16 protein-coding genes and 1 pseudogene are annotated in these 18,375 nt (G+C 44.3%); 5 read left to right on the forward strand and 12 right to left on the reverse strand.

Going from position 1 to position 18,375, the window contains the following annotated elements; genetic code table 11:
• The first annotated feature begins 36 nt into the window (after positions 1-36).
• The 3 genes from Q9312_RS10020 (at position 37) to Q9312_RS19440 (ending at position 2,285) form a co-directional block, all read left to right on the forward strand.
• Positions 37-1,314, forward strand: coding sequence for an inorganic phosphate transporter (locus Q9312_RS10020; RefSeq protein ID WP_435407829.1), 1,278 nt, complete (start codon positions 37-39; stop codon positions 1,312-1,314).
• Positions 1,315-1,470: 156 nt separating this feature from the next.
• A complete protein-coding gene (locus Q9312_RS10025; RefSeq protein WP_309200703.1) occupies positions 1,471-2,058 on the forward strand; it encodes a TIGR04211 family SH3 domain-containing protein in 588 nt (195 codons plus the stop codon).
• The gene (locus tag Q9312_RS19440; protein ID WP_353961531.1) at positions 2,058-2,285 is read left to right on the forward strand and encodes a DUF1289 domain-containing protein; all 228 of its coding nucleotides are present in this window, start codon (positions 2,058-2,060) and stop codon (positions 2,283-2,285) included. Before Q9312_RS10025 ends, Q9312_RS19440 begins: the two co-directional genes overlap by 1 nt.
• A gap of 60 nt (positions 2,286-2,345) precedes the next feature.
• On the opposite strand, the gene Q9312_RS10030 is transcribed toward Q9312_RS19440, so the two are convergent.
• From Q9312_RS10030 to Q9312_RS10040, 3 genes are all read right to left on the reverse strand, one after another.
• Positions 2,346-4,016: a GAF domain-containing hybrid sensor histidine kinase/response regulator gene (locus Q9312_RS10030; RefSeq protein ID WP_309200704.1), complete on the reverse strand. Its 1,671-nt coding sequence runs from the start codon at positions 4,014-4,016 to the stop codon at positions 2,346-2,348.
• Positions 4,017-4,121: 105 nt separating this feature from the next.
• A complete protein-coding gene (locus Q9312_RS10035; protein WP_309200705.1) occupies positions 4,122-4,772 on the reverse strand; it encodes a response regulator in 651 nt (216 codons plus the stop codon).
• A 98-nt stretch (positions 4,773-4,870) separates the two neighbouring features.
• Entirely contained in the window at positions 4,871-6,007 is a 1,137-nt protein-coding gene (locus tag Q9312_RS10040) for a sensor histidine kinase (RefSeq protein WP_309200706.1), read from the reverse strand.
• Positions 6,008-6,161: 154 nt separating this feature from the next.
• Here Q9312_RS10040 and Q9312_RS10045 point away from each other — a divergent pair, with 154 nt between their 5' ends.
• The gene (locus Q9312_RS10045; RefSeq protein ID WP_309200707.1) at positions 6,162-6,911 is read left to right on the forward strand and encodes a hypothetical protein; all 750 of its coding nucleotides are present in this window, start codon (positions 6,162-6,164) and stop codon (positions 6,909-6,911) included.
• 77 nt (positions 6,912-6,988) lie between these two features.
• Here the strand turns inward: Q9312_RS10045 and Q9312_RS10050 are convergent, their stop codons facing one another.
• Together Q9312_RS10050 and mobA are read right to left on the reverse strand one after the other, a co-directional pair.
• Entirely contained in the window at positions 6,989-7,375 is a 387-nt protein-coding gene (locus Q9312_RS10050) for a GFA family protein (protein WP_309200708.1), read from the reverse strand.
• 98 nt (positions 7,376-7,473) lie between these two features.
• Positions 7,474-8,043 carry a molybdenum cofactor guanylyltransferase gene (gene mobA / locus Q9312_RS10055; protein ID WP_309200709.1) on the reverse strand — a complete coding sequence of 190 codons (570 nt, stop codon included), beginning with the start codon at positions 8,041-8,043 and terminating at the stop codon, positions 7,474-7,476.
• A 148-nt stretch (positions 8,044-8,191) separates the two neighbouring features.
• On the opposite strand from mobA, the gene Q9312_RS10060 reads away from it, so the two are divergent.
• Positions 8,192-8,656, forward strand: a complete 465-nt coding sequence (locus Q9312_RS10060) for a hypothetical protein (RefSeq protein ID WP_309200710.1) — start codon at positions 8,192-8,194, stop codon at positions 8,654-8,656.
• Positions 8,657-8,671: 15 nt separating this feature from the next.
• Here the strand turns inward: Q9312_RS10060 and Q9312_RS10065 are convergent, their stop codons facing one another.
• From Q9312_RS10065 to Q9312_RS10095, 7 genes and pseudogenes are all read right to left on the reverse strand, one after another.
• The gene (locus tag Q9312_RS10065; protein WP_309200711.1) at positions 8,672-10,570 is read right to left on the reverse strand and encodes an AMP-binding protein; all 1,899 of its coding nucleotides are present in this window, start codon (positions 10,568-10,570) and stop codon (positions 8,672-8,674) included.
• A 139-nt stretch (positions 10,571-10,709) separates the two neighbouring features.
• Positions 10,710-11,594 (reverse strand): universal stress protein, encoded by an 885-nt coding sequence (locus tag Q9312_RS10070; protein ID WP_309200712.1) that lies wholly within the window; start codon positions 11,592-11,594, stop codon positions 10,710-10,712.
• Between the two features lie 2 nt (positions 11,595-11,596).
• Positions 11,597-13,090 (reverse strand): SulP family inorganic anion transporter, encoded by a 1,494-nt coding sequence (locus tag Q9312_RS10075; protein ID WP_435407833.1) that lies wholly within the window; start codon positions 13,088-13,090, stop codon positions 11,597-11,599.
• Between the two features lie 280 nt (positions 13,091-13,370).
• A complete protein-coding gene (locus Q9312_RS10080) occupies positions 13,371-13,910 on the reverse strand; it encodes a PepSY-associated TM helix domain-containing protein (protein WP_309200713.1) in 540 nt (179 codons plus the stop codon).
• Between the two features lie 190 nt (positions 13,911-14,100).
• A pseudogene (locus Q9312_RS10085) lies at positions 14,101-14,795 on the reverse strand (PhzF family phenazine biosynthesis protein).
• A gap of 82 nt (positions 14,796-14,877) precedes the next feature.
• Positions 14,878-15,213: an antibiotic biosynthesis monooxygenase family protein gene (locus Q9312_RS10090; RefSeq protein ID WP_309200715.1), complete on the reverse strand. Its 336-nt coding sequence runs from the start codon at positions 15,211-15,213 to the stop codon at positions 14,878-14,880.
• 163 nt (positions 15,214-15,376) lie between these two features.
• Complete coding sequence (locus Q9312_RS10095; RefSeq protein ID WP_309200716.1) at positions 15,377-18,247, reverse strand: insulinase family protein; 2,871 nt, start codon at positions 18,245-18,247, stop codon at positions 15,377-15,379.
• Positions 18,248-18,375 lie beyond the last annotated feature (128 nt).

An 18,375-nucleotide genomic window follows, 5' to 3' on the forward strand; every position in this document is an offset into this window, starting at 1 on the left:
GCATTAATAATAAATTAGATAAACAAAGGTTTAACAATGGATATCTTCGACCATTACACCCTGACCCTGCTCATTTTCGCCGGGATCGTCGGTTTCTTCATGGCTTGGGGCATCGGGGCCAATGATGTAGCGAATGCGATGGGCACCTCTGTGGGCTCAAAAGCATTAACCGTCAAACAAGCCATTTTTATTGCCGCTATTTTCGAATTCGCCGGCGCTTACCTTGCGGGTGGCGAAGTCACCTCGACCATTCGGAAAGGCATTATTTCATCCGAGCCGTTTATCCCGCATCCCGAACTGCTGGTTCTGGGCATGATCTCAGCATTACTGGCAGCCGGAACTTGGTTAGCCATTGCGTCTGCTCGCGGCTGGCCCGTCTCAACCACTCACTCCATCGTTGGTGCTATCATCGGTTTTGCAGTGGTTGCGGTAGGTATGGAAGCGGTTAGTTGGGGCAAAGTCGGCGGCATCGTAGGTAGCTGGATCGTCACCCCCTTAATTTCCGGTATCATCGCCTACCTCATATTTATGAGTGCACAGAAGCTTATTTTCGATACCGATCATCCAGTCAACAATGCTAAGAAATACGTGCCATTGTATATGGGTTTCGCGGGTTTCGTGTTGGCCTTAGTCACCATTAAAAAGGGCTTAAAGCACATTGTGAAATCAGGCGACCTAAATATTTCCAATGGAGAAGCTTACCTCTACGCTGGATTGGTCGCTGTTTTGATCGCCATTGTAGGCGCTTTCTTTGTGCGCCGCGTTAAAATCGAGCCAAGTGCAGACAAAGATATGCACTTCAATAATGTTGAAAAAATATTCGCCATTTTGATGGTAGTAACCGCATGTTGTATGGCCTTCGCTCATGGTTCAAACGATGTCGCTAACGCCATCGGCCCTCTTGCAGCGGTTCAAAGCGTCATTGCTAATGACGGACAAATCGTGGCTAAAACGCCGCTTGCATGGTGGATTCTGCCACTCGGCGGCATCGGAATTGTGTGTGGTTTAGCATTATTCGGAAGTCGCGTAATGACCACCATTGGCAAAGGCATCACCCATTTAACACCAAGCCGGGGCTTTGCAGCAGAGCTAGCGGCCGCGACTACGGTGGTTATCGCTTCGGGCACTGGCTTACCGATTTCGACCACACAGACCTTGGTGGGCGCGGTATTAGGTGTTGGTATGGCGCGCGGTATCGCCGCTTTAAACCTTGGTGTTGTGCGTAGCATTGTGATTAGCTGGGTGGTCACCTTGCCCATCGGAGCAGCGCTTGCGATTATATTCTTCTTGATTTTAAAAATGATATTTTTATAGCCTTCAGATCTTCCCAATGCCTGTTTCAGCTTCCTCGCGACTCAGGCATTGGCGCTTTAATTGCTAAGCCAGTCACAATTTCAAACCTGACGCCCTCTGTTCAGCCTCTTTTCAATCTTTTACAATGTCGCTCCACTTATATCGCAGGAACGCATTGTGAAACGGTTACTTTTACTCATTTTGGTCAGCATTAGCCCTTGGCTTGCCGCTGAAAAAACCGCTTATGTCACCGACAACTTAAGCACGGCCGTTCGATCGGGTGCAACCAATGAATATCGAATATTGTTCTATGTCCCCGCCGGCTCTCAAGTGACCGTACTCGACGATGCCGCCGATAATGGGTTTATTAAAGTGCGCGATGACCGCGGACGAGAAGGCTGGACGTTAGAGCGTTTTATTGTTGATACCAAAGGCGCTCGTATTCGCTTGCAAGAAGTCGAAGCACAACTCGCTGAAGCTTTAAAAACCATCGAGACGATGAAAAAACAGCATGAAGGCGAAATGAGTGCGGTTCAAGATCGCCTTAATAATGCGAATGAAATTGTACGGAAAAGCGCTTCGTTCCAGCAACAAATCAGCGAGCTGCAAACAGAAAATACAACACTAGAGCAACAAAACCGCATGATGGCAGACCGCTTTCAACAAGAGGTCCTTTTTGCAGGTGCGATTGTGGTTCTTGGCGGTATGGTTATTGGGGCCTTTTTAGGTCGTATGTCTCGAAAAAAACGTTCTAACTGGAACTAATGCGAACCCCTTGTCGAAGTACCTGCAAACTCAACCCACAAGATATCTGTGTGGGTTGCTTTCGGCATATGGCTGAAATAGCCAATTGGAATCGTCTCTCGCCGCGAAACAAACACATCGCGGTAATTCGTGCACAACAACGGCGGGCAGCCAAGCCTTACGAACAACAACCACTCGACGTTTTACAGCCCATCACATCAATCAAATTTCGACAATATAAAAGCTAAGTTCACTTTTATATTTCTATCCCTTCAGTAATGGAACTTTTATCCATTGTAAACGTATGCTCAACCGTCCCAAAGCGCGGTTAAAAACTCAAATAATTTTTCTCTTCGCAGCGGCTTAGTTAAAAACTCAACCGCGCCCAAGGCTTCCGCCTGATCGAAGGTTTCTTGCGAGACATCACCGGATAAAAAAGCTTTTGGCACTTTTTGTAAGTCACTTTGTTGATTTAATTGTTCGATCACTTCAAAGCCGGTCATATCCGGTAGACGAATATCTATAAGTATTAAATCAGGCATCTTCGCCAGAGCCATGGGTAGAGCATGATTTCCAATTTGCGCTATTTGCAAGTCTATTCCGGTATCTCTGAGATAACCCTTTATGACCATTTGGTTAACTCGATTATCTTCAATAAGCAGGATTTTTTTATCTTTAAACTGCGTCATGGATTTAAATTTTGGTCGTTCGTTGGCCGTCACTTTCGATGCTTTCAATGGCAAAGTAACGGTAAAAGTAGAGCCATGATTAAGTTCACTCTGCACACACACATCACCGCCTAAAAACACGCATAACTCTTTTACTATGGTTAGACCTAAACCGGAACCTTGCGTCAAATGACTTAAAGAATTAGATACCTGATGAAACGGTTTGAAAATATTCTTAAGATCAGCTTGCGCAATCCCCACGCCGCTATCAATCACTTGAATTTTCAGTTGTTGTTGCTCTTGCGTAACCTTTACCGTCACAGCCTCATGTTCAGGAGTGAACTTTATTGCATTACCCAACAAGTTAATTAATATTTGCATGACTTTAATTTTGTCGAGCTCCACATACCGTGGCAGTTCTTGAGAAATTTCTTTACGTAACGTTATCGTGCGAGTTTTCGCTCGTTGTTGATTAATAATAAACAATTCATCAATCATTTTTTCGAGGCCAACAGACATAAGCTCTCGCTTCATATTTCCCGACTCTATTCGAGAAATATCTAACACGTGATTGACCGTATCATGCAAACTTTCGGCCGAACAATGAATTACATGTAACGACTTTTCTAAAGAATCCTCACTATGCTGGCTAGTTACCGGGAAGCGTTCACACAATTGCTCAGACAAACCTAGAATGCCATTGATGGGGGTTCGAATTTCATGACTGAGATGGTTTAAAAATTTAGTTTTAAGTTCAGCCAAAGAACGTAACTTTTGATTCAGAACCAATAATTCTTCTTGGGCTTTGCTTTGCCGCTTCACCGCTAGGCGTAACTCGAGCTGCGCCATGACTTGACGACTCAAAGCCGAAAGTGCGTTCTTTTGATCTTTGGTTAATTTGCGTGGCTTTTGATCAATGATACATAAGGTGCCTAAAGGCAAGCCTTGCTGACTCTTTAGTGGCATTCCAGCGTAAAATCGGATATTTGGTTCGCCAATAACTAAAGGATTATCGTTGAAGCGACGATCGTCGAGAGTATCTTCAACGATCATAACATCATCTTGTAAAATGGCATGGGCACAAAAAGCGAGATCTCGAGGCGTCTCTGTGACATCTAAGCCTTGCTTAGATTTGAACCATTGGCGATGTTGATCGACGAGACTCACCAAGGCAATCGGCACATCACACAGTTGTGATGCTAATAATGTAAGGTCATCAAAATCTTGTTCGGGCAGAGTATCGAGTATCTCGTATTCATACAACGCCTCGAGTCGTAGATCTTCTTGACTATGTTGTTCTGCTTTTTTCATGCAAACCCTGATCTTGAAGCTGGGCTTACGCGACGCTCTCTAAGAAGTAATGATCACGACTGTTCTACTCGCCCAGCGAACATTCGATGTCATTTAGTGTAGACCTTATTTGCTCAGCAAACCATGTTCTAATGCAAGTAACACGGCCCGAGTGCGATCTCGAACACCCATTTTTGAAAGAATGTTAGACACATGATTTTTTATGGTGCCTTCCGATTTATGCAATGCACTGGCAATCTCTTTGTTTGAATAGCCGCCCGCAATCAGACGCAACACGTCCAGCTCTCTCGCACTTAGCGCTTCGATTCCCTCCACCGAGGCTTTGTTAAGCTCGCTGCCACCCGATTGCTCAAGCAGTTTCTCGGTAACAGCCGGTAATAAAAACCGACCACCTTGATGCACTTGAGTAATTGCATCAATCAAGGTTTCTAATGAAACATCTTTCAACAAAAAGCCTTTCGCACCAGCGCTAATACTTTGCAAAATTAGCTCGTGATCATCGAAGGTTGTTAGCACCAGAACAGGAATGTCGATCTGCTGTCTCTGTAACTCTTTCAATACATCAACCCCACCCATTTTCGGCATTGAAAGATCAAGCATAATGACATCGGGAGGCGTATTCTCGATGCTTTGAAGCACTTCAACGCCGTCGCTACATTCAGCAATGACTTCGATCTCATCCGTCAGACTAAAAAGACTTTTGATTCCTTCTCGAATCAAAGTTTGATCATCAACTAACGTAATTTTTATACTCATATAAACTCAGGTTGATTAGGTTTGCTTATCATATTAAATACCGTTTATGTAACTGTTTTTATGGCTACTGCAATCACTCGTATTAACGATTAATTCAGTTAGTCCATTGGTAAAGTTATTTGATAACGTAAAGCACCATGATTTTCATGCACATCAAGCGTACCATTGACCAAAGAAACACGCTCTAACATTCCCGATAGCCCGTTACCCTCTTTCCAATCAGCCGCCACTTTGCCATTGTCATAGTAGGTAGCAACCAGCTCTTTTTCGAGCTGTTGCACTTGAATCCATGCTTTCGAAGCGCCGCTATGCTTTAACGTATTGGTAATCGCCTCTTGCAAACACCGCATAAGTGTTTCGGCAATCGATATATCTTCAATCGATAGATGATTGGGCAGCTGGCTCTCAAAGTTAATGGTAGGAATATTTTTCGTCAACAGATGCAACGACTGCGCAATATCAATCGACTCATTATGGCGCAATGTATCTACGGCATCTCTGACATCATTCAATAATAGTTTGGCGATTCCATGACACTCATCAACCTGACGTTTAGCTTCTCCGTCACATACACGAGAGGCCACTTGGAGTTTAATTGTCAAGGCTGTTAAGTGATGGCCAACCAAATCATGCAGATCTCTAGCAATGCGGGTTCGCTCAGTTTGTCTTGATACCTGAGCGAGCAAGTCTTGCGTTGCTATCAATTGATCATTCTTTGCTTGTAACTGTTGTGCGGTACTTCGCTCTCGCTGATTAGACACTGACAATACCAGCGCAAACATATGAAAAGTGCCGTATAACAAAGCTTGAATCCAAGTATTTCGATCGTGAACAAAGTAGGTAATCGAAAACCAAGAAGCGATCACCAAAATACTGACGACAACCGCCACCGGTAAAGTAACGAAGTGGCACATTACCGCCACCCAAATAATGGTTAAGATAGAAAGAAAGTCTACTCGTAAGATCCAGTGTAAATAAAACGCCATCGCCAACATTACGATTAACGCAACAATCCGCCAACGCTTCGATAGTGGAGACAAATGCCAGTCATGTACTGCGACTAAATAAGCCGTTATATACCCGAGAAACCCGATAGCATAGCTCCAAAAAGGCGGCGCCGTGGTCGAGTTTCTTAGCAAATAAGTAACGATGCCGAATATCAATGCCCAAGTAACGATGGCCGTTAAATCGCCAGCATCAAATTGCCGTTTTAGTCGGTTTGTGAGGTTAGCCATTGAGTAGCCTTCTAGAAGAACTAAGCCTGAGTATAACAAGTCTGATTGATTGGCCAATAGGCCAAAAGTCATGATCACAACTGATGACTAATGGCACATGTACCCAAGGTTAAGCTTTTATAGACTAAGAGCGTAACTTAACAGGAGGTTCATTATGCACCAGGCTCATCAAATACTTTTATATATTCATGTCTTTATCGGTGCCCTTGCGCTGATCATATTTTGGGTACCGATAGCAACACGCAAAGGTGGTCGCTGGCATGTTCAGTCTGGGAAGGCATTCGTATGGGGAATGTGGGCGGTGGGTATCAGCGGTGTCATTATGAGCGTGATCGTTTGGATGGATCCATTAGCCATTCGTTTTCCTGACAAAGAGGTTGACCCTGCCAAAGCCGTGCGTTTTATCGCTCATCAAAAAATGATCTCAGAATTTTTGTTTATGCTTTCTTTACTGGTACTGCATGGCGTAAAACACAGTATTCTTGTTCTTAAAGTGAAAGCAGACCGACAAGCTTTAAAAAGCTGGCATCATTTAGGTTTAATGATATTCCTGTTGGTGACCGCTTTGTTCGTCGGCATTAAAGGATTAGTACAGAACCAAATACTGTTGCTAATTTTTGCTCCGATTGCGCTACTCAATGCAATCAATGGTTTGCGTTACACGTTTAAAGCCCAAGTGAAACAGAGAGAATGGATCATTGAGCACTTCTCTAACATTCTTGGTTGTGGCATCGCAGTATACACCGCATTCTTTGCTTTTGGTGGTCGAACTTACTTTGAGCAGCTTTTACCGGGCATGTGGCAGGTTTTGCCTTGGGTGTTACCCGGAGTTATCGGCGTCGCAATGACATTCTTGTACAAGCCTCGGTATCAAAAAAAGTACCGAGTAACCGCAGACTCCTAGTTTTTAAAACGCTCAAATGAACTGAATATCAATAGCATCGATCGCCGATGCTATTGAAAGAACAACAACGGCGGCATCTAAACTCTGATGTCGCCTATATCTTCTCTCGTTGATAGCTGACTGAGTGAATGACGAAACGAAACATCGGCCGATTTGATTAAGCTTGGCCATTGAGAAACATTCGCCATTCGATAGTTCACCGCAAATAACTGCTCAGGAGCTGTTTCGCTGGACTCAAAATGCGTTAAACATCCACATCGCATGCAATGGTAAAACACCCGATCTTTGCCTGCAGCATAGCCTTGCGGTGCAAAATGATAACTTAAGGTTATCTGATCTGGCGCATACAGTCCCCAAAACGCTGCATAACGACGACACATAGAGCAATCACACTCCGATAATCGTAATGGTTTGTCTGGCAACACCATCTGGATATTTTGACAATGACAGGTTAATTCAAGCATGACCCTACCTCCTTTGCAGACTCTACAAGAGAAGGCTAGACGATGAATTTGATCAATTCATGACAGAACCAAGATCAATCGATGATTGCCACGACGGCTCAATGGTCAAGTTCCAGCGGTTGCTGGACTTGTAAATGCTGAAAGTCTTCGGGGGTATTTACGTTCACCAGCTTTTCGGGTTGACTGCAAGCAATCGGCAAAGCGCCTATCGCTTGATAAAAAGTAAACATTGAACGATCTTCTGCATCAAACGAGAGTACCCGACTCAAATAGCTTTTTACCTGATCGTTAACTCTAATTAGCGCTGGCAAACGAGTCTCTTCGAAATAAACACTTTCACCTATTTCAGCAGCACTGACTAATTCTTGCAATAGATAGGGATCCAACAAAGGCATATCAACGGGAACAAATAAAAAATACTCCTCAGCAATGGCATCACTGACACTAAAAATGCCTGCAAGCGGTCCTTTGTCATTAAATTGATCCGCAATACCGTCCCATTTTTCTCCGCTGATCACTACTTTACGGCAACCACAATTGATCAATATTTCCATCGCGTGGTCTAGTAAGGTTTGTTTTTCATTTAGTGGATGCGGTAACTCCGCTTTATCTAGCCCCATACGTGACGACTCTCCGCCCGCTAGGACCACACCAATAATGGAATCCATCCAATCTCCCAACTCTACTTTTTAGACGATAGTTTATTGCCTCAAAGCCTTCGCCATTCGGTGTATCGCCGATACCTTAGAAGGCTACTGCCTTTTCCTATTACAGAGTACAATATTGGCATTCTCAAACACAAGGCTACAAAACCCTATGAATCGTTGTTGGTGGCTAATTACTCTGCTCTGCTGCAGCAATCTCAGTTGGGCAATCAATCCATTTAACAGTGATGGTTGCAGTCTATTTCCGGACGGGACTTTGCGTCAGCAAACCTTGTGGCTGAGCTGCTGTGAGGCGCACGATCGAGCTTACTGGCAAGGTGGAACCTATCAACAACGCATTGCCGCCGACTTAGCGTTGCAACAATGTGTCGACCAAGTCGGCGAGCCGGAAATCGCGCAAATTATGCTTGCTGGCGTTCGTGTAGGGGGCAGCCCATACTGGCCAACGTCTTTTCGCTGGGGTTATGGTTGGCCTTTCGGAAGAGGCTATCAGCCTCTTTCGGCAGCAGAACTTGAATTAATTGCTGCTCGCTGGAAAGACTACATAGCCAGCCAATCGAACAACGCTGTTCAAACGTCTGAGGTTGTTTCAACGCCTCCTACCAGCGACCTTTGATAGCCAAACGAGTGGCTACTGAGCTAACCCGGCTTTCACTTCGTCTAAAATAGCTGGATCATCGATGGTCGAAGGAACCGTATAGGGTTCATGCTGATAGATTTGTCGCAACGTACGTCGCAGTATTTTACCGGAGCGAGTTTTGGGTAATCGAGCCACAATCAGTATCTCTTTTAAACAAGCAATGGCACCTATTTGATCGCGAATTCGTTGCACCAATTGCTGCTTCACCAAGCTCTGATCAGCCTCCGCTTGCAGGACCACAAAAGCAATGGGGAGCTCCCCTTTGAGGGTGTCTTGAACGCCAAGAACCGCACACTCAGCCACCTGGGGATGAGCGGCAACCACCTCTTCCATTTCTCCTGTTGACAGTCGATGGCCGGCCACGTTGATCACATCATCAATTCGCCCCATCACGAACACATAGCCATCGTCATCAATAAAGCCGCCGTCACCGCTCAGATAATAACCCGGGTAAGCCGAAAAATAGCTACTGCAATAACGCTCATCATCCTGCCACAGAGTCGTAAAGCATCCTGGAGGCAATGGCAGTTGAATGGCTATATTGCCTTGCTCCTGGGCATTAGCTTCGCTGCCATCATCGCGCAAAATTTTAATTTGATAACCTGGCGTGGCGACCGTCGCACACCCTTCTTTAACAGGCATCGCAGTTAAACCAATCGGATTGCAAGCGATGGCCCATCCGGTTTCGGTTTGCCACCAATGATCATACACGGGCAGACCGCTCACTTGATTCAACCATTGATACGTTGGAGGATCCAAACGTTCTCCTGCTAAAAAGAACTTTTTAAGCGCCGAAAGATCGTGCGACTTTAACCCTTCGCCTTGCGGATCTTCTTTGCGAATGGCTCGAAACGCTGTTGGAGCCGCGAACAGTGCATTCACTTTGTAATCTTGGCAAACTCGCCAAAAGGCTTCAGCATTGGGGGTCCGAATTGGCTTGCCTTCGTAAAGTACCGTCGAACAACCTAGTATGAGCGGCGCATAAACAATGTAGCTGTGCCCGACCACCCATCCAACATCACTGGCCGCCCAGAATACGTCGCCAGGACTCATTCCATAGACCGTTCGCATGCTGTAGTGCATAGCAACCGCATGACCGCCATTGTCGCGCACCACGCCTTTAGGTTTTCCAGTCGTGCCAGAGGTATATAAGATGTACAGAGGATCGGTCGCGGCAACAGCAACAGCACCATGCGGCTGTGCCTTATCAACGGCCGTTTGCCAATCGACTTGGTTTTCGAGTTGTTCACTGCTCTGATACTGTTCACGATCAACAATCACGCAATGGTTCGGCTGATGGTTGGCCAGCGCTAACGCTTTAGCAAGCAGAGGCGTGTAAGGTATTATTTTCTCAATTTCAATGCCGCAGGTCGCGCTGATCACAACCTTAGGCTGGGCATCGTCAATGCGGATCGCCAGCTCATTAGCGGCAAAGCCACCAAATACCACGGAATGAATGGCCCCTAATCGCGCGCAAGCCAGCATGGCAACCGCGGCTTGGGGAATCATCGGCAAATAAATTAATACTCGATCCCCTTTGGTTACTCCTAACGCCGATAGCATCCCGGCGGCTTGTTCCACTTCTTGCAGCAACTCGGAGTAAGTCCATTGCTGCTTGGTGTCGGTCACCGGAGAGTCGTAGTACAAAGCGATTTGTTCTCCCCGTCCCGACACTACATGGTGATCCAGTGCCATAAAGCAGGTGTTCATCAAGCCATCGGGAAACCATTGGCTGTGAATCTCATCGGGTCGTTCTAGCGCCGTGCTTGGCGTTTCAAACCAGGGTAGAGCAGCGGCTTGCTGCAACCAAAATTCTTCGGGGTGTTGCTTAGCTTGATTGGCTTGTTGCTGGTAGGCTGAAAGGGCTACTGCTTCGTTAGAATTCGTCATCTCGAGTAAAACACTATTATGATCCGGTGTATCAAGATAGCGAATTTTTACTCAAGGTAACATTCGACGATCGGCTAATAGCCCTTTATTTATTATGGTTAATAAGTTTCAATATCTCGTGTATTCACTACAACTCTGGTTATCGCAACAGTAGTAAGGGCTTGTGCGTTTGCGCTAACATTTGCGCAGTAAAACTGCCCAGCAAAAAGTCGCGAATCCGATTGTGACTAAACGCTCCCATAATCGTTAGATCAATATCTTGTTGTTGTTGATAATCCGTTAACACTTGCTGCAAATTTCCATTCAGTAGCACGGCTTCGACTTTTCGTTCGGCCGACGATAGCTTGGCTTTCGCTGTGGCCAATAAATGCTGTGAACTTTCGTTATCATCGCCAACATACACTAAATGAATGGGTGTATTTTCAAATAGAGGACTTGATGCCACCATACCCAAGGCTTTTTCGGCGGCTTCACTGCCATCGTAAGCCAGCATGGCGTTTTTAGGTAAACGGAAAGCTTCGTTCACCACCAAAATTGGTTTGTGAAGCGATCGAATAATGCTTTCTAATTGCGTACCCGTTCCAGAACTTTGTTCATCGTGCATTTCCCCACGAATTCCAACCACCAACACCCGAATCTGCTCTTCCATTTCAACTAAGGCTTCACTCAAAAGGCCGTGGCGTTGGCGAATCTCAATCGCTTCGACGTTCTGTGACGCTGCACGTTCTTTTGCCGCCTTAAGCATGCGATTGCCTTTCTCGATCAGCAGCTTACTTCGGCTTTGCTCAACCTCGGTTAATTCTCGAAGCAAGTCTTCTGAAGCTCCCAGCCCAATCGTGCCGGTTAAATCAGCAACCGCAGCGCCCGCTGTATGCTCAATGGTATGCAAGAACTTTAGTGGCGCCCCAACCTGCTTGGCGATCCATGCTGAATAATCGCAGACCGCCTCGCCCAAACTCGACCCATCGATACATGACAATACAAAACGTGCTTGTTGTTCTTTTTGTTCTGATGACGCAGTCATGATTAATGTCCTCCTAACACTTTTTCGAGTTCTTCGGGTTTGTCGTGAACTCCGAATCTATCGACAATGGTTTCACTCGCCTGATTTAGGCCAATGACCTCAACTTCAGCACCTTCTCGACGAAACTTTACCACAGCCATGTCCAAAGCATAAACCGCTGATATATCCCAAAAATGAGCGCGATTTAAATCAATCGTAATTCGGCTAACCGCTTCCTTAAAATTGAATTGTCCAATGAATTTATCCGCTGAATTAAAAAAGACTTGGCCAATCACTTTATAGGTTCGATGACTGTTTTCTTCGTCCAATTCTTTCTCTACGTACATAAAATGACTGACTTTATTGGCAAAGAATAGAGCCGCTAATAACACGCCGACTAAGACACCATAAGCGAGATTATGTGTGTAAACCACCACCACAACGGTCGCCACCATCACAATATTTGTTGAAAGCGGATGAACTTTTAAATTACGAATCGACTGCCAATCAAAGGTACCAATCGACACCATAATCATTACGGCAACTAACGCAGCCATAGGAATTTGCGCGACCCAATCACTTAAAAAGACCACTAATATTAAAAGAACTGAGCCTGCAATTAACGTCGATAAACGACCTCGACCACCAGATTTTACATTGATCACTGACTGACCGATCATCGCACACCCAGCCATTCCACCTAAAAAACCCGCGCCGATATTGGCAATACCTTGGCCTTTACACTCACGGTTTTTATCACTCGACGTATCGGTTAGGTCATCAACGATTGTGGCGGTCATCAATGATTCGAGCAGCCCCACTACAGCCAACGCAGCAGAATAAGGAAAGATAATTTTTAAGGTTTCAAACGTCCACTCGACTTCTGGCCACATAAAAATAGGCAAAGTGTCGGGCAGCTCGCCCATGTCACCAACCGTTCGAATTTCGAGACCCACAATCATCGCAAATGCTGTGCAGCTTAAAATACAGACCAAAGGCGATGGAATAACCTTGCCCACCACCGGTATGTGAGGAAATAGGTAAATGATTCCTAAACCAACGGCAGTCATCGCATAAACATGCCAAGTGACATTGGTAAGCTCAGGCAACTGTGCCATGAAAATCAAAATCGCTAGCGCATTCACAAAGCCGGTGACTACCGAGCGCGAAACAAAACTCATCAAGCTACCTAACTTCAAATAACCCGCGATGATCTGTAACACACCGGTTAACAGAGTCGCAGCCAACAGATACTCTAGACCATGGTTCTTGACTAACGTCACCATCAAAAGCGCCATGGCACCGGTGGCGGCAGAAATCATGCCGGGTCGGCCACCAACAAAAGCGATGATCACGGCAATACAAAAAGAGGCATACAGACCCACTTTCGGGTCAACCCCTGCAATAATCGAGAAGGCTATCGCCTCGGGTATCAGTGCTAACGCGACGACCAACCCAGCGAGAATGTCTCCGCGAATATTGCCCAACCAATCGTGTTTGGTCGAATGTAAAATCATAATAAGTCCTAGCTAAATAGTTGCTGATGCCGCACTTTTTCAAGTGCTGCCTACCGTCAGTTGTCTAATGGCCCAAATAGTATAGATAACACCGGAGAACCCGGCTGCGCGATGTGAATTAGTATTTTACGCGTTTAAGTGGCGGCGGATTGTACAGCAGTTACCCTCACCTATCAACGCGAAGGGAAGCGAGGAGATAAAGAGATGAAGAGTAATTTAGCTTGGCTTGCTAGGGCTAAAGCGGCCTATCAAAGACCGCTAGCTAAAACTTTGAACAAACTTAAATAATCGCCAGCAACAGGAAACTGGCTAGACCGATGCCGGTAATCACCCAAGACTTTTTCTTTAAAACCGGGGAAGTAACCCCCAACAAAAAGCCGGAAACTAATATGATCACCAACCCAACGGCCATAATTTGTTGGAAAACTCGAAACCATGATGGGCCATGGCCTTTATGCAGCTCGATAATACTGGCAATCAGACTTGGAGAGCGCTCAGTAACAGTGACATTATTGCTCTCAACACTAATAAGATAATGAGCGCCTGAGGTTGGTCTTGTCACCGCACGAGTTTTCGAACCTCGCAAATAATCAAAATCTGCGTCTAAATTTAAACGAGTCAGCAAGGCTTCAACTTGTTCTTTAGCATCCGTAGCTTTTAAATCAATCGATTCAGCTTGGCCTTGATAAACGACGGACTCGCCCACTTCTCCTTTGATATCCATCAAATAAAATAAACCCGACAGTGCCATGATTAAAATCGCAGGTGCGAAAAAAGAGGCTAAGTACAGGTGGATAGATATCAATGTGCGACGATTCACGACAAACTCCTTCAGTTAAATTCCACGATACTGGTTTAAAATCAATTATTTGATCTAAACGACCTATCTCTAAGTCGCAGGTTATTATCTCAACAATAAAAAGGCAATAGACATTTGTTCTATTGCAATGATGATAATTAAATTACCGCGACAACAAGTTTTTTAACTCCAACCCTTTTTATGCAGAGCCTTATTCGTATACTCCGCGCTCTTTTACTAAAGAAGTGAGGATAATCTTTGAGTGGTCTTGCTTTGCAAGTTCAAAGAGTCCTCCCTGCTTTGAAAGCTGCAAAGCGGTTAATGATTCCTGCTTAAGCGTATCAAACCAATAGGGAGCAATCGAACAATGCGCAGAGCCAGTCGCTATATCTTCTAAAATTCCTATATTGGTGCAAAATAACGTAACACATAACTGTTAGTAGAACTCATCGCCGTAAGGATCACTGCATGAAATTGGTTAAGCTTACGAATCTTTTTAAAATTCGGATTGTAATCCTTGACCGCACCTTCTGACTCTAATACGACCACCAAGTCTCTCGTAGAAAAAATGTCCAAGGGCTCAATAGTCAATCCTAATTGTTCTTTCGCAATTGAGCAGTTATTTCGCTTCCAGCTAGGAAGTTCGAGTTGATATCGATTGGCATTCTTTACAATGGTAACTGGACCATATCGACTGGATAAGGTGACTCTTTTCTGACGACTCTGCTCGAGCAATGCAGCACCGGCTGCTAAGCTTCCGTGCCCGCATAAATTAATTTCACCCGCAGCAGAAAACCACCGAATATGATGTTCAAGACCATGGCTGACAATAAACGACGTAACCGGCACTTTAAGACGTCTTGCCGATTGAGCAAGCTCATGTTCCGGAGGCCAACCAGTGAGCATTATCACGGCGCATGGATTTCCTTGAATTCCTTCCCCGCAAAATACATCAAATATCTTCACTTCAAGCAGTCCTAAAATTAGCTCAATCTTCAGCGATACTGACAAATCTTCCAGGTGATACTTCTATCGGTTTCGGAAAGCCTTTCCCTAACACTTTGTATCCATCGCTATTCTGCCCCGCATCGTTATTAAAGCCTTGATTAACGACATGGTTAAATGCCTCTAAAGACTCCCACACCACAATATTTACATACTTTAAAATGCCATCGTTTTCTCTTTCAATGGATTTATAAAAGCTAGAAGATACAAAGCCTGGCTGCTTTTTAAAATAGCTGACATATACATCCCTGATTTTTTCAGCCTCTGCTTCCATCCCTTCTGGAACTTTAATGGTATTGATAACACTGATCGACTCCATATTCCCCATACCTTTTTCGCATCTCAAATGTTTAGTTTAATCAGATCTCTCTTCGTAACCAATCAATAGCATGCCATTACTGAGACTCTGGTTCGAGTATTATTTTAAGCATAAAAAAAGCCAGGCGAGCCTGGCTTTTTACTATCGTTAGCAGAACGATTAACTATTGATAATCAGCATCTGAATGAAACTTTGCTAAATCATCAACGGTTTTCTCATTCTTCAGCTTAGCGAATGGCTTTTCATTAAATTTCTGACCACGAAGCTGAATCGATAAACGAGCCGCTTTTGGATTCAACGCCGTTTGCTGATAGAAATTTTTAACATCCGCTAAAGTCACTTTTTCAACCTCGGCAATCAATTGCTCTCGCGTATTGAAGTCGAATTTCTCTTCATACCAATCACTCAACATAGGCGCTTGTTCTTCACCTAAGTTCTTCGGCGCTTCTTTAAGTTCAATTAACACGCTTTCTTTAAGTTTATTAAACTCGTCTGCGGTCATCTTATCTAGAACCTTTGCATACTCCTGTTTAAAGCTATCGAATCGATTTTGCATTGCTTCAACATCTTTGACCGGCGTTTGAATCGCAAAACCAACACCAACAAAGTCTTTAATCGTTGGGGTGATGGCCGTTACGGCATAAGCTAACTGCTCTTCAGTGCGCAAGGTTTCAAACGTTTGAGTACGCAGGTGACTTTGCAACACACGAGCTTCGGCTTGATGTTTCAAGTTTGGCTCAGGGTGTACGTGCATATCTAAAACCGCAACGTCAGATACATCGAGATCTTTCTTAAGGGCCAGCACTTCACCTTCAGAAGGTTTCCAATAGCGAGTCTGTACGTAATTGGTTACCTTATGGTTTTCAGGTAATGACTCGGCGACTTGCTCTACATAATGTTCAATATCGCGTTTGTTGTAGTTACCAAAAGCAAACATACGGATTTGATTATTCGCCATAACTTGCTGCATGAACTCTTTTAAATCAGCAGGCTTTAGCGCTTGCGCAGCCTTTACTAAGTCATCATTACTGTAACCACTGCTTGCAATTAACGAACGCATGTTTCCGAACAATTGATAAATTGGGAATTGCTTCTCTTGATTTTTCAACCCACGAACATAGCGATCAACCGCTTGATTAAATGCATCGGCTTTGACATCAAACACCAAGCTATCAAGGCCTTTTTTCAACAATTCAGGTTGCTTATCAGTGAAGCCGCTCACCGATAATTCTAAACCGTTAGCCGGTTGTAGGTTTAGCTGCATACCGGCTATCGATGCTTCGGTCATCAGAGCGCTTTGATTCAGATCATACATATCGGCCCAAAGTGAGAAGAGAACCTGACCATTGATGTCTTTTTGACGTAAAGGGCTATTGATGTAAACACGTAAAACCCCTTTCGGCTGCTGCTTAAACTGTTGTGACGGGTATTGCCAAACTTTAATACCATCTTTGTCGTGCACCACTGTCGGCTTAGTCATGTCGCCTAAATCGGTTGTCTTTAACACGAACGACTCTGGCAACAAGGTGTTCACTTTAGGTAAGGCAAGTTCAAAGTCAGGCTTACTACTCCAGCTAGCAATTTCTTTTGCTGGAATATCGGTGATCTTATATTTACCATCATAAAAATGCATGCTTTGATCCGATGGCTCCGACTGACTTACGTACCAAATACGTAAACGCTCAGGCGTCAGTTGCTGCAATACTTTGTTGATTGCATCAGCACTGAATGTGTCATAGACATAAGGAGCAGCAATGACTCGATGAGTCGGGTAGTTCTGCATCTGTGCTGTTAAGTTCGACACATAGTTAAACGCGCTTCCTTTTTCTAAGAACTGGAATTGATTATTTAACGAGGTTTTAATCTCTTTAAAGTACTTTTTATCAACGCCTTGCTTTTTAACTTTATCAATGTAAGCCATGATTACTTGAGTAATCTTTTCTCGATGCTTCATACCTTCATCAGTTAATTCTGCGGTAATTGAGAACTGGCCATAATTTCCGTATTGACTTGGGCTCGCGTCGGTTCCAAGTGATGAAATTAAACCGGCTTTCTTCAGAATGTAGGCCGGAGTCCCAGGCATCTCACTACCGATAATATAACTAAGATACTGATTTGGCTTTACGGCATAGTCATCGCTATTATTCTCAATCGTAAAGTCAATCATCAACTGTTTAATATCAGTATTGGGAACGTAATGAATCCGTTTGCCGCCTAGCGCTTTAAAGTCAATTTTTGCAGTAACTTTTGGCTTATCAATTTTCTTATTTTTAATCGTTGAGAAATGCTTCTCTGCCATTTTTCGCATTTCTGCTAATGGTAAGTTGCTGACTAAAGCAACTTTCATAATGTTGGCAGAATAGTATTTGTTATAGAACTCAACGGTTTGAGGATGTAATTTTGCATGCTCTTTATCACTTAACGTTTCTAAGTTTCCGATTAAAAAGCGATTTGCTGGATGCTCACCCATCATAGAACGACTCAGCTTAAACATGCCAAAAAAGTCCATTTCACGGCGCATAGACCATTCGGCATTGACCGCATTTTTCTCTTTATCGGTATACTCAGGATAAAGTTTGGGTGTTTTAAAGAAATCTGAGAACCGGTCTAGTGCTTCGTCATAGGCATCATTGTTTACTTCAAACATATAGTTTGTAATATCAAGCCATGTATAAGCATTCGACGAACCACCATGATTACTCATAAATTCGTTGTAGCCTTTTGGATCAGGAAAACGTTCAGTGCCCATAAAAAGCATATGCTCTAGATAATGCGCCATACCTTGTTGAGTCATCGGATCTTGCAGCAAACCGACGCCCACACTTAACGCAGCCGCTGATTTATCAACGCTCGGATCAGAAACCAGCATAACCGTGATGCCGTTTTTCAAAGTCATGGCTTCATAGCTGCGGGTGTCCGCTGGACTGGCAATAACAGGCTGCGGTGCAACTTTCGATGCAAATGCCGGTTGTAGGGTAGCAGCGCTTAGAGTCGCCGCGATAAGCAAATAACTGAGCTTAAAAGTCTTGGTCATGTACATATCCTTAAAGGTTCAGAAACGTCTTGCGAGTTTTCGATGCGATGAATTATAGAGTGAATCGTTTGTTCAAAGTTCGAACAAATGTTTCTGGATGTAAACATTCTGTATTTCAACCGGGTAAT

This window comes from Pleionea litopenaei (genome assembly GCF_031198435.1).
Lineage (GTDB): Bacteria > Pseudomonadota > Gammaproteobacteria > Enterobacterales > Kangiellaceae > Pleionea > Pleionea litopenaei.